Origin of the sequence: Peptoniphilus lacrimalis DSM 7455 (genome assembly GCF_000378725.1) — a bacterium.
In the GTDB taxonomy this organism is placed as follows: domain Bacteria; phylum Bacillota; class Clostridia; order Tissierellales; family Peptoniphilaceae; genus Peptoniphilus_A; species Peptoniphilus_A lacrimalis.
This window is the reverse complement of record NZ_KB900368.1, coordinates 14790-29877: the sequence shown is the minus strand read 5'-3', so window position 1 is coordinate 29877 and position 15088 is coordinate 14790. Positions and strand designations below refer to the sequence as shown.

Annotated in this window: 12 protein-coding genes and 2 pseudogenes; 12 read left to right on the top strand and 2 right to left on the bottom strand. The window is 30.8% G+C overall.

Translation table 11 applies throughout. The features are described from left to right. Positions 1–147: 147 nt before the first annotated feature. From F594_RS09715 to F594_RS0101545, 9 genes and pseudogenes are all read left to right on the top strand, one after another. Complete coding sequence (locus tag F594_RS09715; protein ID WP_019034336.1) at positions 148–696, top strand: transposase; 549 nt, start codon at positions 148–150, stop codon at positions 694–696. After that, on the top strand, positions 591–1535 hold the full coding sequence (locus F594_RS0101580; RefSeq protein WP_169501864.1) for an IS3 family transposase: 945 nt from the start codon (positions 591–593) through the stop codon (positions 1533–1535). Before F594_RS09715 ends, F594_RS0101580 begins: the two co-directional genes overlap by 106 nt. Before the next feature lie 135 nt (positions 1536–1670). Beyond that, on the top strand, positions 1671–2258 hold the full coding sequence (locus F594_RS0101575) for a type IV toxin-antitoxin system AbiEi family antitoxin domain-containing protein (RefSeq protein ID WP_019034334.1): 588 nt from the start codon (positions 1671–1673) through the stop codon (positions 2256–2258). Further along, positions 2255–2335, top strand: a pseudogene (locus tag F594_RS09995) (nucleotidyl transferase AbiEii/AbiGii toxin family protein); the annotation flags it as partial. The gene F594_RS0101575 and the pseudogene F594_RS09995, both read left to right, overlap by 4 nt. A gap of 160 nt (positions 2336–2495) precedes the next feature. Then, positions 2496–3077, top strand: a complete 582-nt coding sequence (locus F594_RS09795) for a hypothetical protein (RefSeq protein ID WP_019034333.1) — start codon at positions 2496–2498, stop codon at positions 3075–3077. A 635-nt stretch (positions 3078–3712) separates the two neighbouring features. Next, entirely contained in the window at positions 3713–3934 is a 222-nt protein-coding gene (locus tag F594_RS0101560) for a helix-turn-helix domain-containing protein (protein WP_019034331.1), read from the top strand. 95 nt (positions 3935–4029) lie between these two features. Further along, entirely contained in the window at positions 4030–6156 is a 2127-nt protein-coding gene (locus F594_RS0101555; protein WP_019034330.1) for a sensor histidine kinase, read from the top strand. Further along, on the top strand, positions 6146–7639 hold the full coding sequence (locus tag F594_RS0101550; RefSeq protein WP_019034329.1) for a hypothetical protein: 1494 nt from the start codon (positions 6146–6148) through the stop codon (positions 7637–7639). Before F594_RS0101555 ends, F594_RS0101550 begins: the two co-directional genes overlap by 11 nt. After that, positions 7636–8877 (top strand): DNA cytosine methyltransferase, encoded by a 1242-nt coding sequence (locus F594_RS0101545; protein WP_019034328.1) that lies wholly within the window; start codon positions 7636–7638, stop codon positions 8875–8877. Before F594_RS0101550 ends, F594_RS0101545 begins: the two co-directional genes overlap by 4 nt. Before the next feature lie 3 nt (positions 8878–8880). On the opposite strand, the pseudogene F594_RS09470 reads toward F594_RS0101545, so the two are convergent. Both F594_RS09470 and F594_RS0101530 read right to left on the bottom strand, forming a co-directional pair. After that, a pseudogene (locus F594_RS09470) lies at positions 8881–10211 on the bottom strand (relaxase/mobilization nuclease domain-containing protein). A gap of 1 nt (position 10212) precedes the next feature. Beyond that, a complete protein-coding gene (locus F594_RS0101530) occupies positions 10213–10569 on the bottom strand; it encodes a plasmid mobilization protein (RefSeq protein ID WP_019034325.1) in 357 nt (118 codons plus the stop codon). A gap of 283 nt (positions 10570–10852) precedes the next feature. Between F594_RS0101530 and F594_RS0101525 the strand changes: the two genes are divergently transcribed. The 3 genes from F594_RS0101525 to F594_RS0101515 all read left to right on the top strand — a co-directional run bounded on the left by F594_RS0101525 (position 10853) and on the right by F594_RS0101515 (position 15065). Beyond that, positions 10853–11467 (top strand): TetR/AcrR family transcriptional regulator, encoded by a 615-nt coding sequence (locus F594_RS0101525; protein ID WP_019034324.1) that lies wholly within the window; start codon positions 10853–10855, stop codon positions 11465–11467. A 107-nt stretch (positions 11468–11574) separates the two neighbouring features. Beyond that, complete coding sequence (locus F594_RS0101520; RefSeq protein WP_019034323.1) at positions 11575–13344, top strand: ABC transporter ATP-binding protein; 1770 nt, start codon at positions 11575–11577, stop codon at positions 13342–13344. Beyond that, positions 13341–15065, top strand: coding sequence for an ABC transporter ATP-binding protein (locus tag F594_RS0101515; RefSeq protein ID WP_019034322.1), 1725 nt, complete (start codon positions 13341–13343; stop codon positions 15063–15065). Before F594_RS0101520 ends, F594_RS0101515 begins: the two co-directional genes overlap by 4 nt. Positions 15066–15088 lie beyond the last annotated feature (23 nt).

The following is a 15088-nucleotide window of genomic DNA, read 5'->3' as shown; positions in this document are numbered from 1 at the left end:
ACTAGTATGAGGAAACACAAAAAATATAATTAACTCATTTTGTACTTTCTACAGGAGTAGCTTAAAAGGCTGCTCTTTTTTATTTAAGGGAGTAAGGATTTGATATGTACCCTCTTTACTGGACAAACCAGTAAGGAGGGTATTTTTATGCGATATAGTTATGAATTCAAAAAAGAATGCGTAGAACTATACAAACAAGGAAAGTGGATGGAAACACCAGAAGGTGTCAAACAACGTATGTTTAGAGATAAAATTAGATATTGGAGCAAACTTGTTGATTCTCATGGTGAAGAAATCCTTAAACACAAAGAGCAAGATAAAAAGTGGACTGCAGAAGAAAAATTTAAATTGATATCAAAAGTATTAGCAGGAAATTCATATAAGTCTGTAGCTGTAGAGGCTGGTATTCCAGATGGTCAACTTTACACTTGGGTTAACAAATATAAAAAATTTGGGTATAATTCTCTTGAGATTAAGAAGAGAGGATGTCCACCTAAAATGAAAAATAAGAATGAAAACACTAATATAGAGCCAAAGCCACTTAACGAATCCGAAAGAGAAGAACTTATTCGTTTAAGAGAAGAAAATGAATACTTAAGAACAGTACAAGCAGTCGAAAAAAAATTAGACGCCTTGAGAAGAGAAAAGTATGCTGCATATCTCAAGGAGAAAAAGCAGCAGTCATCAGAGAACTAAGGACTGAAGGGTACAAATTAAAATATCTTTTAAAGGCTATGAACATGCCTAAATCAACATACTACTACGAATTAAGTAAAGTTGACAAAGTTGATCTAAGAAACAAAGAAATCAAAGAACAAATAAAAGAAATATTTACTTCAAACAAGGGTAGATACGGAGTAAGAAGAGTTCATCAAACTCTCTTAAGTAAAGGATATATAGTAAACCACAAAAGAGTTCAAAGACTTATGCACAATATGAATCTTCTGGGCAAGAGACCAAAAGATAAGTATCATTCATATATGGGAAGTGTTGGTAAAGTAGCTAGTAACATCATAAATAGAGAATTCACAGCAACAAAGCCATGTACTAAGTGGACTACAGATGTATCCCAATTTAACTTCACATGGGGTAAATGCTATCTATCACCAATATTAGATATGTATACAAACGAAATCATCTCATATGACTTATCCTTACATCCAAATCTAGAGCAAGTATCAAGAATGCTTGATAGAGCATTTGAAAAGTTTCCATGCGTAGAAGGCTTAATCTTGCACTCAGACCAAGGATGGCAATATCAAAACAGCTACTACATCAAAGAACTAGAAAAGCATCAAATAACGCAGTCAATGTCAAGAAAAGGAAACTGCTACGATAATTGCATAATGGAAACATTCTTTGGTAGACTAAAAACAGAGATGTATTATGGATATGAGAGAGATTTTAAGACATTTAAAGAGTTTTCAAATGCAATAGATGAATATATATACTACTACAACAACGAAAGGATTCAGAAGAAAACAAAATGGATGCCACCTACCTTGTATAGGTTAGCATCCATGAATGCAAACTAAATATTAATGTGTCCAGTTTTCTGGGTACACATCAATTCGTTACATCCTTTTCAATATAATAAAATATCTATAAGTCAACTTTACATATTCGCTTTTATAACATATAATAAAAGCGTAAACGAGAGGAGGCGGATTATGAATACACTTAAAGAATATATACAAGAAAATTTAGTAATAACTAACAAAGAAGCAGAAGAACTTGGATATACTAGGCATAATTTATCAGAATTAACCAAAATCGGACAATTAGAAAGATTAAGACCAGGACTATATCAATTAAAAGGAAAAGTAATAGATGATTTTGTTCTAATATCATCAAATAGTAATCGAATAATATTTTCCCATCAAACAGCCCTATACCTCCACGACCTATCCGACAGGACCCCGAATGTATTTCATATATCTGTACCTCAAGGCTACAATGCAAGCCATATCAAAAAGAGGTACGAAGATCTACAAGTTCACTATGTAAAAAAAGATTTATACGAAATTGGAAAGACAGAAATAAAATCACCACAAGGCAATATTATCCCAGTTTACGATATAGATCGAACAATTTGCGACATCATAATCGACAGAGAAAAAATAGATAAACAGATTTTTACAGAAGCCTTAAAAATATACTTTAAATCACCAAATAAAAATCTAAGACGACTCATAAAATACAGTAGACTATTTAAAATAGAAGATGAAATTAGGAAATACATGGAGGTATTATCGTGATTAATATCGAGAGCATAAAGGGCAAGATAAGAAGTCTGGCAGAGAAGAAAAATCTAAAGTCGCAAGAAGTTTTAAAATATTGAATAAAAAAATTTTAATAAATAAAAAACATATAAAAGCATTTAACAATGACAATGTAATGTAGTAAGACATATATGACACTTTCAAAAAAATAAAAGAGGTGTTCTGATACAATGTGTTTAACCAAAAAACTCTTTGCATCGAAAGGAGCCCCTCTTGAGTAAGATTATAACTGAAGAAATGAGATATCGTCAAAAAGTATGTGAATACGCATTAATGCACGTCGTGACAAAGGCGGCACGAAGGTATCATACTTACCGACAATTTGTGTATCGCCTACTGAAGCGATACGACGGCACGGCCGGCGGTCTCGCTCTTCGTTCACGAAAACCGAAAACAAGTCCCAAGGCCCACAGGGAAGAAGAACTGTGTTTGATACGTCGCATGCTAAGAAGAAATGATGTGTATGGTCTGGCGGAAGTGTATGTACGATGTCGTTCTAAGGGATACAGCCGATGTTTTGAAAGAATGTGTCGTCAAATACGTAAAAAAGGCTATAGAAAGCCACAAGCTCATCGTAAGAGCTACACACGCTATGAAGGGCTGCAGGAGAAGTTTCCGGGAGATAAGGTGCAAATAGACATCAAATACGTTCCGCAAGAATGTGTCCGCTTTCCAAGCTATGGATTACGCTATTACCAGATAACAGCTATTGATGAATTCAGTCGAAAGCGTGTTCTAAAAATCGTTGATGAGAAGTCGACCTATGAGACAACAAAATTTTTAGATGATTTATAAGAAAGAATGGGATTTTCCATTCATACCATTCAGGTAGACAACAGCTTAGAATTTGTGAACGACGATGATCACACCAATCGGGAAAGTCGCTTTGAACTGGCGGAAAGGGAAAAAGGCTGGGTTCTGCGAAGGACAAGACCCTATTCGCCGTGCCAAAACGGGAGAGTGGAGAGAAACCATCGAGAAGATGGGAAAATCCTGTATAATCGACACATTTTTACAAGAAAAAAAGATTTAATTAGTCAGGTAAAAAAGCATGAGCGACGTTACAATACGACAGCTAAATACGTTCTGAATTTCAAAAGCCCGGAAGAGATAGTACAAGAGTATTTTGAAGGCTCAGTCGCTTAGGCTAATGCATTTTCCAGGCGAGAAGGATAGTCACTTCCTTTCTCCAGGTCAAGGGACGCTCCCCTTGCTCACTCTTCGCCCTTGACAAGTCGAAAGCAAGTGTCTGTTAGAAGACCTCCGGAAAAAAGACAACTGTGTCAGATGCATCTTGATCGGAATGTGTAACATATGTCTTGACAGTTAAGACATTCTAAAGCTATAGTCAACACTTTTATGTGAAATAGAAAACTAAAGTATGGTATAATAAACTTTAAATCGTGACTGAAAATAAGTGGGAGATAATTATGAAACTAAGTTATAAAAAATTATGGAAACTTCTTATTGATAGAGAAATAAAGCATAAAGATCTAATCAGTAAATTAGGAATTAGCAGAAGTACTTTTTATAAGCTTAAAAATGATGAGAATGTTAATACAGAAACATTGCTGAAGATTTGTAATACATTGGAATGTGATATATCAGAAATTATGGAGTGTATTGAAATTAATGAGTCTATAAAAAATTGAAATATCAATAAAGTTTGATATGTAACTATAAGGTTGCGTAAGGAATATTGATGAACCCCTTAATAAGTAACAGGTGTTGTAAAGGAGGGAGATTAATGAGTAACTTTACTATAGATGCCAGAACAATTTTTCAAATAGGTCGAGAATCGATTGAAAGTGTGACTTTGGCTGTTTCGGAAGTAATTAAAAATTCATATGATGCAGATGCATCTTTTTGTCATATTAGAATTGAAGAAAACAAACTGATATTTCATGATAATGGTACAGGTATGTCTTATGATGGACTAGAGAATAATTGGTTAAGGATAGGTACTGATAATAAAATAAAAAAACCATTTACAAATAAGGGCAGAAGAAAAATCGGTGAAAAAGGGATTGGAAGATTTGCTTTAAATAGGATTGGTAATATAGTTGAAATTTATACAAAGACATCTTTAGAAAGTTCTTATCTGAAAATTAATTTTAATGAATTTGAAAGAGGAGAAAATTTACAGGATATCTCAGTAAATTTAGAGCCTACAATAATAAATAAAAATATAAATGAATTATTAGGAGATCATGGAACTATAATTGTTATTACTGATTTGTTGGAAGAATGGGATGAAGCTTTGGTTGAAAAAATTCAGTTAGAATGTTCAAAATTAACATCGCTGAATAAGTCTTATTTAATGTTAGAAAACAATGAGCTTATTTTTAACAAAGAAAAAATTCAAAAGATAAAGAAAGAACAAAATGATGATATATTTGAAATAAAATTATTTAATGAAAAATATCCGAATAAAGAATTAGAAGAAACAAAGAGATTGGAAGAGTATCTAAATTACTCTTTGTTTCGTATGAAACTAAAAATAGACACTTCTTCTATGGAATATATTTATACTTTCAGTTTCCATCCTTATGAAGGGATGGATGTAGTCAAGAAAGGCGATCGAATAGAGAGCGGAAAAGATATTATTACTGACATTGATAAACGAGGAGCGACTCCATTAGCTAAAAGAGATATAGATTTAGGTGAAATTGAAGTTGAGCTTTTTGCTTATGATTTTTCTGCTCTGGTAAATAAATTTTCGCCATTAAAAAAAATTACACCATTAAAGCAAGTAGTAAAACAGAATGGTGGGGTTAGAGTATATAGAGATGGTCAAAGAGTCTACAATTACGGTGAACTAGGAATAGATTGGCTTGAGTTAGATTCAAGAAGAGTAAATCGACCAGGAAGGTTTTTGAGCAACAATGTATTGGTTGGAAATGTATATTTGAATAGAAATGATTCTGTCATTTTAGAAGAAAAGACGAATCGTGAGGGCTTTATAGCTAATGCAGGGTATCAACAATTTAAGAAAATAATTCAAAGTGTAGTTTTTGAGTTTTCTTCAAAAGTAGAAGATGTAAAGTATTTAATTAAAAAATATTTAGGAGATCCAAAAGTAACAATTGATTATGATGACACAATTGATACTCTTTCTCAAAAAATTGATTCTATTGCGGAAATAAATGAAGAAGATAAAAAAGAGCTACATGACGGACTTTTTTTAGTTAGAAAACAGCTTAATTTTATAAAAGATGTCATGCTTAATACGTCTATTGAGGTAATGGACTATCTTAGTATAATGCATGACTTAGAAAAAAAATTAGAAAGAATGAAAGAATTAATAGAAAATCAAGATTATGGAAATTCTTTGGTAGAGCTAATAAATGAGACGAATAATTTAGTAATTAGACAAAATGATTTAATTAGAGATAAGAGCAAAAAAATATACTGTTTGAATGAGCTATTAATAAACATTATGTATAGAGCAAGATACAAGTTTAGAGCAAATGAAGTTCAAGTTTTAGAGGACTACACTGAGACACAGGGAGAACACATAAAAATTAATAAATCTTCTTTGATAAGAATTTTTGACAACTTAATTAACAATTCTTTGTATTGGAGAATGGGCCAAGATGACAAAATAAAAGTTTCTACAAAGAAAACAAATAGGTTTATTGAAGTTGTTTTTGAAGATAATGGAAGTGGTTTTAAGGGAGATTTAGAATACCTAAAAGAACCTTTTGTTACGAAGAAACCTGGTAATGAAGGTTTAGGATTAGGTTTGTTTATTGTTGGAGAACTTATGAAGAATCAAAATGGTAAATTTGAAATCAGCAATAATTCTTCGATTAAGGAGGGAAGCGCTCAGGTACGACTTATTTTCCCTAGGGAGGACAAAGATGACAATTAAAAAAAATAGTCAAGAAGAGCTAATAATCAATAAATGCTTGATTATTGATGACAACTTTTACGAAGTAAAAGATATTATTTTCAATCTAAATAATCAAGCAATTAGTACTGATTATCGAAAAGATGTACTAGATATGGGGGTTGAGATAGACCCTAATATACAGTTAGTTATATTAGATTTATATATGTCTGAAAGTCAAGATTCTTTTAGTAATGCCTTAGAAAGTGTGGCGTTTCTTAATGAGCACATTAAAGGACCATTTTTTTTATTAATCTGGACAAAGCATAAGGATAAATTTGAAAAGTTTTCTGAAATTCTTTGTGAAAAATACAGTAATTATGAGAATTTTCCTTTAGATATCGAAATGTTGTCAGCGACAAAAATAACAGGACAACAGGATTCAGTAGTTATTAATAAGACTGTTGATGATATTATTCAATATATTAGAAGTATTAAAGGAAAGTATACCAATATATTTTATTATTTGAAGTTGACAAAAATATTTCAAAAACAGTCAACAATGTTTTGGAGAATATTCAAATCCGATAGTCTAGATAATAAAAAAAATCCGAATGAATTTAGTAAATATTATGAGAAAGTTTTAGGACAAGCATTTAATTCTTTTGACAAATCCTTTAATTATGAAAAATCTGGTAAGGGATTTTTAAATATACACGCTAAATTTTTAGAGCATGAACTTACAGTTAATCGTATAGATTATCAAAGCGAACATGATGAGTTGGACAATAAATTCAAGAAAGAAATTAACTCTAGACTATTAATACACAACTTTTATGATTCAAAACCAGAAGAAGGATTACCTGGCTTAATTTATAAAGAAAGCGAAGAAGAAGCCTCTAAAAATCAAGAGCGTATTGAAGAGTTTTTTTCGATTACAAATCTGAATAAGGTAAAATTGTCTCCCGCCGAATCCTTAAAATATAATTATTTTAAATTAGGAACTTTATTAGGTAAAGGTCAGAAAGATAAAGATCACTTAGTAGAATTATTACAAACTCCCATTAATCTAGAAATAAAAAACGATTCAAAAATATTAGACCATTTTAAAGAGATTGAAGTTGAATTACCATTAGACACTTCAACTTTAGGTCAAGTGTTAGAAAATATATTAAGATTAAAAATTGAGATAGGAAAACTTATAATAACTCCTTATTGTGATTTCGCACAAAAGAAAAAGAAAGATGTATTATATTTACCAATCTTGATTGTAGAAGATGATTTTAAAAACAAAAATAAATTGTTTAAGCCTAATGTAAACTTTTTAGATTTACATAATGGCAAATATATAGCTTATATAGTTTCTATGTACAATGTTTGTAACGTAGAAAAACTAGGTCATCAAATGTATTCTTTTTATCTGAGTAAAGAGTACGTAAATGAAATTCAGATTAATGTTGCAAATAATATTTCCAGAATTGGGACAACCATCCTTGATTATCGTAAAGAAGAGGTGGAAGGATGAGAGTAATTGATTTATTTGCAGGCGGAGGAGGACTAAGTGAAGGTTTTAGGTATAATGAGTTTAAGTTTATATGTCATATTGAAAAAGATTATGCTGCTTGTCTTACACTAAAGCTACGAAATGTCTATTACTATTTGAAAAATTTAGATAGCTTAGAAATATATAATGAGTATTTAAAGGATAATATTACTTTTAAAGAATTGTTAAATGAAATTCCAGAAAATGTTATTGAGGATGTTTTAAATTATGAGATTAACGATGAAAGTATTACGGAAATTTTTAATTATATAGATAAAAAAATAGGAGAAGATTCGTTAGATGGCATAATTGGAGGTCCTCCATGTCAAGCTTATTCAACAATTGGAAGAGGTAAAAACAAGCATAAAAAAGAAACAGATGAAAGAATTTATCTTTATGAGTATTATATTGAATTTTTAGAAAAGTATAAACCTAAGTTTTTTATCTTTGAGAATGTCAATGGATTATTATCCTTTAGGGACTTTAATCATAGGCGTTTGCTCCCTATTATTTTAGAATCTTTTGACATCGCAGGATATAACGTAAAATGGCAGATTGTAAACACAGAAGACTATGGCATTGCACAAAAAAGAGAGAGATTGTTTTTAGTAGGCTTTAGAAAAGATTTGAATTTAGAAAAAAACTTTTTTGAAGTATTAGGGCAGTATAAGTGTCAAGCACCCACGATTACAGAATTATTCGAGGATTTACCTGATATAAAAGCAGGAGAACAAAAAAATGAGTATTCAAAATCGATAGACAGTTCATTAGTTACTAAAGAATATCGAGATATCTTGACAGATGTTTTGACACAACATATTAGTCGACCAAATAACGAAAATGATTTGAAAATTTATAAATTAGTTTCTGACGCCAAAAAACATGGTGTAAACCTCAAATATAATGAACTACCAGAAGAGTTAATTACACATACGAATACTAAATCTTTTTTAGATAGATATAAGGCGATTGATGGAGATTCAGTATCACATACAGTTGTTGCTCATATTTCTAAGGATGGACACTATTATATTCACCCTGATAGTAAACAGAACAGATCTATAAGTGTTAGAGAGGCTGCTAGAATACAGGGATTCCCAGACAATTATTATTTTGAAACTTCTAGGACATCGGCTTTCATTCAAATTGGTAATGCAGTTCCACCCAAGCTATCTAGAAAATTAGCAATGTCAATTTTAGAGATCTTGATAGGGAAGTAGAGATTATCTCTCCGCTTCCTTGTCCATATAATTCTCATAATTCTTTTTATACTGAACCAACTCATAAAATAGCTCATTCGAATTAGAATACTCTTGCATAAGGGTATTCTTTTTTTCGTGCAATTCATTAAGTTGTTGAAGTATTTCTTTTGACTTTAGTACTGAGTCATGTTCCTTTTAGATTGCTTTAGATGCAACAATGTAGAGCTGAATTTCAGAAGAATACTCTTCTAAGAATGATTGGTCACTTGGATTCTCTTTATGATATTTGTAGTGCTAACGATATTTTCTAATAGTTTCAACATGCTCCATTGTTTCGGCAAGACTGTCCATTTTTGATTCGATTATTTGAATTTCATCAAGTAATTTTTGTCTTTCGTCAGCAGACTTTTCGATATAAATTTCTAACTCCTGTTTGGAGTTAATTCCTAGTTCACGTATAGCAATAACAGATTCAGCCATTGTTTTGAGGTTATGTTTCTTAGCCCAAAACTTATAGCCTTTACTAGTTTTAGTTTTTTCATTCTGTTCAATATCAATTACTTTTCTAACTTTTTTTTGACTTTGGGATGAGTATGTTGAAGGTTTTCATTAAGTCTTTCTTTCAATATATCTTCTGTATAATCTTCTCCGATAGTCTTCGATCTTGTAAATCTTTGCTTATCTTTATGGCGAAAAGCTATGTGTTTACCAAACTTTATTTCATAATCAAGAGACTCCATATTTTCTAAAAACTCTTCCCAAGAGTTAGACTTATTAATCATTCTATCTATATCAAATTGCAGTTTAGACTTCCAGGAAGTGCCTTTCTTGCTTTGGTCATATTCATACCAAGATTTACCAGCAGTTTTATATTTTCTTTTGTAAGCTTCATAATATTCATCAATGACTGAAAGCTTATTTTCTTTACATAATTCGTCACTTTGATACCTAATTTTATGGTAAGTTTTTTTATTAGATTGGTAGCATTTACCAGTCTTGTAATTGACATTATTAAAAATAATATGGTTGTGGATATGCCCTCTATCTATATGAGTTGCAAGAACAAATTCATAATCTTCCTTTAAAATTTTATTACATAATTCCATTCCAATTTCGTGAGCTTTTATAGGATCAACCTCTCCTGGCAGAAAAGATTGTATTAAATGTCTAGCTAGGACTGTTCCATTAGTATCATTGTCTTCTCGTGTTTTCATAAATTGAATATGGGCAGTAGATGGATGACATTTGAATGAAGGTACTAAGATTTTTTCATTGGTTTTTTCACTATTAGTTATATAGTCTATTGCCAAATTTAGAGTTGATTTTATAGAATGTATTTTTGTAATTGCCATATTAGTCACCAGAACTTTCTTTTGATTTATTAAGAAGTAGGGAATGGATCTGCCATATTTCTCTTGATAATTTTTCTATCTGATTATTCATAGATTCAATTTCATTTTTGTAAATAACACCAGTTGTATTAGTAGCTTTTGCAATCTGGTTTATATTATTTGTTGCATTTGAAAGTAGCCATTGAAGATCTCTAAATGGTTCTAAATCTACTACATAAATTTCTTTTTCTAATACGCACTTTCTAAGAAAGTGGGACATTGTTTTACAATTTGCAAGCTTCATTTTATTTTCAAAAACTTCCTTTTCTTCCTTAGTTAATTTTATTTCTATTCTTTCATTTCTAAATCTATTTGCCATTTTATTCTCCTTTATAAAATATATTTCGGGGTCTTAGGGTTCTCCCTAACAAGGTAAAAATTAAAAAAATGGAGCATTCCATAAAGGTTAGCTCCATTAATTTTTTCGTAAGTGTCCGTACACTTACTGTGCTTGCTATTAAAGTTATAAGCGTTAAGCGTTTTATTTATAATAAATGAATTATACCATACTCAGAATATAATTTCAGGGCACTATTGACAAAAGTATAAGAAAATGATAACCTTTATTAAAGAACGAGTGTCGGTCAATAGGTGGTGAGGTTTTGGCAAAGAGAAATGTAAAAGATCCAGAAGAAAGAAAACAGGAGCTTATAAATATAGCATCTAGTCTTTTTGAAAAGGATGGATATGAGAAAGTTTCTGTGCGAGATATTCTCGCGGAAGTTAACGGAGCGCCGGGAATGTTTTATTATTATTTCAAATCAAAAGAAGATATTTTCTTGGCTTGTATGGAAACATATTTTGAAGAAAAACTAAAAAATAAGTTGGATATACTTCAAAATAAGGAAATGGATTACGAAGAAAGAATAAAAATTGTAAGAGAACTTATAGTAAAAGATATCGGTCAATTTACAACAAGATATAATTTTTCGAAAGAGAATTCAATTACAGATAACTCTTACAGGCTATGGGAATTAATTCATTACATTGGAAAATTTATAGATGTCTATTCAGAGTTTATAATTGAAGGAATTGAAAATAAAAAAATAGAAAATAATATGGGAATAAACAGAGAAAATGTGAGAAGTTTTGCAGCTTTTATTTTATACGGAGCTGTTGGAACAATATATAATGACTATATTATTAAGGGAGAAAACAAAACAAATTCAAGTGAAGCCTTTGGAATAATAAGCGAACTATTTCAAAGACCTCAGTAGAGAAAAATAAAATATAAGTATTTTACAAGGGAAACATCAATGGTGTTTTCCTTGTATTAGTTTTAAGGCAAATGAACGAACTCGTTCGGTAAGGAGGTATGTTTTAGATGAAAAAGAAGAAATCAATCAAAGATATTATTTCCTACAGTGAAATAAAAAAAGGACAACTTGTAGGAGGGATATTATTTGTTAGTCTTGGTATGCTATTAAGTATTTGTCCAATTTTGGTGATATACAAAGTCATAAAATCTCTATTTTTATATGGAAAATTAGAACAAAGTACAATACAGTTCTGCACCTATGGACTTGCAGCAGTGGTATTGTCATATTGCTTAACTTACATTGGCGGTATTTTATGCCATAAGTTTTCATATGTTTTAATAGCTAACTTAAAAAAGAAGATATTATTTCATATTGGGAATCTTCCTTTAGGTTTTTTTACCGGAGACAACAAGTCAAAAATAAGGCAAGTATTAGGATCGGACATGAATCAAATTGAGGGATATTTTTCTCATCAATTACCAAATTTAATTTCAACTTTAGCACTAATTTTAGCAATGATAATTGTTATGTTGAAGATAAATTTAATATTAGGTCTTACGACTGTGTTAATTATATTTGTTGGTTTAGGAATTCAGATTGCAATCATGGCAAAGATTATAAAGTCGGGTGGACTTGAGAAGAACTTTGCGATTTTGGATCAAATTAATTCAGCAACTACTGAATACGTTAAAGGTATGCCGGAAGTGAAAATATTTGGAACAGGAGCAAAATCATTTAAAACTTTTTCAAAGTCAGTAGGAGAATATAGAGACTTTACAAGTTCGATGACATCAATGATAAGACCGGGATTTGTTTCATTTAGAATGTTTATTTTATCTGTTGCTACATTCATAGTTCCAGTAGGAATACTTTTAATGTCACGAAATAATAACTTGGATTTTGCTACAGTTTTTATTTTCTATTTGATTCTTGCACCTGCCATTAGCGTACCTGCATTAAAACTTAGAGATTTTGCAGAAGGAATGAATTTACTAAATGAAGTTGTTTTGAGAATCTACGAAATTATAGATCAAAAAGAATTGGCAATTGAAAATAGCGAGGAAGAGATAAAAGGTCATGATCTTGAATTCGAGAATGTAAGCTTTTCTTATGGAGATGAAGAGGTTTTAAAGAATATAAGCTTCTGTGCTAAACAAGGAGAAGTTACAGCATTAGTTGGCTATTCGGGAGCAGGCAAATCTACCATTGGAACGCTAATACCAAGATTTTATGATCCTTCAGAAGGCTCTATTAAAATCGGTGGAGTTAATATAAAAAATATTCCGATGAACGCCTTAATGGACAAGATAGCATTTGTTTTTCAAGATAGTGATCTTATCACAGATACAGTCTTCAATAATGTTGCTATGGCAAAAACAGGCTCTACAAAAGAAGATGTCATAAAAGCATGTAAAAAAGCAAGATGTCATGATTTTATTATAAAACTTCCTGAAGGATATGACACAGTTTTGGGTAAAGGAACTTATTTATCTGGAGGAGAGAAACAACGTATTGCCGTAGCAAGAGCGATTTTAAAGGACGCACCAATATTAGTATTAGACGAAGCAACAAGTTTTGCTGATTCTGAAAATGAATATCTTATGCAGGAAGCTTTGTCTGAATTGGTTAAAGATAAGACAGTTATCATGATTGCTCATAGGTTAAATACCATAGAGCATGCAAATCAAATTTTAGTAATATCTGATGGAAAAATTGCAGAAAGAGGTAAGCATGAAGATTTAATCGTTGCAGATGGAATATATAAGAGACTCTTTGATATTTATAAGAAGACAAATATTTGGCAAATGGATATAGAAGGGAGTGAGAATGAATGATAAGAAATATTACTTTAGGGAAGATGAATAACATAAGAAAATCCATTATATTAAATGTTTTGGCATCTATTTCAAACCTTATACCATTTATTGCTTTGGCGAAAATTGTAGAAACACTATTTTTAAATAGAGGTGCAGATAGTATATATACGAGCATTTTATGGAAGTATTTTGGGATAATGGCAATATTTTTCTTTGTAACATTCTTATTGGAAAATTTAGCTACAAAATATACCTATGAACTTGGTTACAAGACAAGTGCAGATGGGAGAATAGAGCTTGCAGACCACATAAGAAAACTACCAATAGGTTATATCTCAGGGAAAAGCTCAGCAGAGATCTTAGATACATTAATGAATGATTTTTTCAAAGTTGAAACGGCAGTAACTCATCAATTACCTCAATTTTTCAGTGGTATATGTGTAGCGGTTCTTTGCTCAATATTATTTTTGGTAATTAATGTAAAAATGGGAATAGCAACTCTTATTGGATTGCCTATTTCTGTTCTACTTCTTACACTCATGCAAAACTTTCAGAAAAAAATTTATTTGAAAACAAAGAAAATGAGGATAAAAGAGGAAGAAGATATAAACGAATATTTGGATGCTATTAAGACTCTAAAAGCTTATAACAGCTTAGATGATACATTAACAAAGCTTGAAGAAGATATAGATAACTCGAGAGACGCAAATATTAAGAGTGAGAAAGGGGTTGGTTCATTAACTACTATAGCAAGTATGATTTTAAGAATAGGACTTCCTTTGATGAGTTTAGTTGGTTCCTATTTATTTATAAATGGATCTTTGGAAATTGATACATTTTTAATGTTCTTATTTGTAGGCACAAGGATTTTTGATCCCTTGGAGCTTGCACTTGTAAATTATACAGGTCTACAAATGGCATCAGTTTCAGGAGAGAGAATCATTAACTTACTTAAGGCTAAACCTATGTCAGGAAATTCCGATGTAAACGAAAGCAACAAAATTGAAATCTGCGATGTTTCATTTTCTTACAAGGAATCTAAGGTTATCGATAATGTTTCATTAGACATTAATGAAAATGAATTAACTGCTTTTGTTGGTTACTCTGGCTCTGGAAAATCTACACTAATTAAATTAATTTCCAGATTTTATGATCCTAATGAAGGGACAATTAAAATTGGTGGAGTAGATTTGCTAACAGCCGACCCTGATAAATTAATGGATAAATTTTCTGTTGTTTTTCAGGATGTGTATCTTTTTAAAGACACAATTTATAACAATATAAAATTTGGAAATGAAGATGCAAGTAAAGATGAAATCATGAATGCTGCAAAAATGGCAGGAGCTTATGACTTTATAGTCAAAAAAGATGATGGATTTGACACTATGATTGGACAAGGAGGAGCGACTCTGTCTGGAGGTGAGAAACAAAGAATATCAATAGCGAGAGCAATATTAAAAAATGCACCAATAATACTACTTGATGAAGCAACATCTTCACTTGATCCTGAAAATGAACTTATTATACAAGAAGCAATATCAAATTTAATTAAAAATAAAACAGTTGTGGTTGTAGCTCATAAATTAAGGAGCGTAATGGGAGCTGATAAAATTGTTGTTTTAAACAAAGGAAAGGTAGAAGAAGTTGGGAAACATGAAGAACTTATTAAAAATGAAGGACTATATAAAGACTTATGGAATTATCAAGAAAAGTCTAAAGAATGGAAGATTGTACAGTAACAATCAATTTTAAAGGAGGAAAT